Origin of the sequence: Sphingomonas sp. 1185 (assembly GCF_040544655.1) — a bacterium.
Taxonomy (GTDB): domain Bacteria; phylum Pseudomonadota; class Alphaproteobacteria; order Sphingomonadales; family Sphingomonadaceae; genus Sphingomonas.
In genome coordinates this window covers 1-1561 of record NZ_JBEPKL010000063.1, presented here as the reverse complement: position 1 = coordinate 1561, position 1561 = coordinate 1, and the positions used below count along the sequence as shown (strand labels likewise).

Sequence of the window (1561 nt, the reverse complement as noted above, 5' to 3'; positions counted from 1 at the left end):
GAGGCGCAGGCGTCGGCAAATATCCGATTTCCAGCGATTTCGTCCGTGAACGCTCCCGCCGAACCGCCTCGCATCGCGTTTTCGGACGGTCTGGAACCTCCAGCGGGACAGGACGAGCGCAGCGCGCCTTTCCCGCGTCTGTAGGTGGCAGTTTTCCCAAAATCTGTTCCCAATTGCTCTTTCCCGAAAATGTCCCCAAGAGATGGAGAAATGGGACTGCCAAATGGTGTGCCGCAGCAGCCATAGTCGGGGCGGAGGAGCGTGCAACGAATGGCTTTCGACCGGGCGAAGCTGGCCTTTGGTCGAGAACCTATGATTGGCCCTTTTCGGCGATAGCGGTCGTACCCGTGGCTTGGCCGGAACGGCATAAGTGGTCGATGGCTGCCGTGCCCAGCGACGGCAGCTCCGGCCCACCCCTTTTAACCGCTGGGCATGGTGGCTTTACGAGGTCGTCCTATCACCTTCTTCGCGGTCACCCCCTGCCCTGAGCATACGTGCTGCGCCCACGTCGCCATTAGGTCCCGACGTTTCTCGAAGAAGTCTGTTCGCCGATAAGCAGCTTCGACTGCATTGGGGATACGGTGCGCCAACGCCTTCTCCGTCACTTCCTTCGGCACATTGGTGCATTCGGCGGCCCAATCGGCAAAGCTGCTCCTGAAACCGTGAACCGTGATGGTGTCGATCTTGGCGTCGCGGATTGCCTTCAGCATCGTAACATCGCTGATGGGTGCCTTGCCTCTGGCACTGAAAAGATACTGATCATCAATCGAGCCGGTCGTGAGCGCTTCATGCTCTTTTCGCAGGCGGCGAAGAAGCGCTACCGCCGGTTCAGACAGCGGCACGAGATGCGGTAGCTTCATCTTCATGCGTGACCCCGGAATTGACCACACCGCCCCGTCGAGATCGAATTCACGCCATGTCGCAAGCCGCGCCTCGTTCGAACGAACTGCAGTGAGGATCGTGAGCTTCAGGGCGTCCCGGCCAACGCTGTTCGCCTCAGCCACCAACTGCGACCAGAAGGCGGGGACATCTGCGTAGGGCATCGCTGCCCGGTGTGTGACCTGCTGCTGTTGACGCGGCAGACCTCGTGTCACCGAGCGCAGCGATACTTTGGCCGGGATATACCCTTTGATGTACGCGAAATCGAGAATGGCCCCAATCCGCTGCAGGATACGACGGGCTGTGTCTGGGATCGTCAGCCAGATCGGCTCGAGCACCAGCAACACTTCCTTGGTGCCGATCGCATCGATCCGCTTCGTGCCGATCTCGGGAAACACATGGTTCTCGAGGCTGGACAGCCAAGAGGCATGCCGCCGATCCTTCCAGCCGCCGCTCAGGGCTTCATAGCACCGCCGCGCTACGATCTCGAAGGTGGGGACGTTGGCGCGCCGCAGCCCCCTTTCCTTCACGGGTTCGAGGCCAGCCCTTACCATCTTGCGCAGTTCTGCTGCGCGGCAGCGCGCCTCGGCTAGAGCAAATTCCGAGCGTCTTGAATCGATGGGGGATTCCCAAGCGGCTTGAAGTCTGATTCAAGATCGTCACCGGCGACAGGAGGCCGGTC

The 1561-nt window shown here is 60.6% G+C and carries 1 protein-coding gene; it reads right to left on the bottom strand.

All coding sequences use genetic code 11. From position 1 onward, the window contains the following. Positions 1 to 419: 419 nt before the first annotated feature. Positions 420 to 1433, bottom strand: a complete 1014-nt coding sequence (locus ABIC44_RS19590; protein WP_354297094.1) for a tyrosine-type recombinase/integrase — start codon at positions 1431 to 1433, stop codon at positions 420 to 422. Between the last annotated feature and the right edge of the window lie 128 nt (positions 1434 to 1561).

What these genes read in the sequence shown, in the direction of transcription:
- ABIC44_RS19590 (WP_354297094.1), bottom strand. Translation starts at nt 1,433, where the DNA reads ATGGTAAGGGCTGGCCTCGAACCCGTGAAGGAAAGGGGGCTGCGGCGC.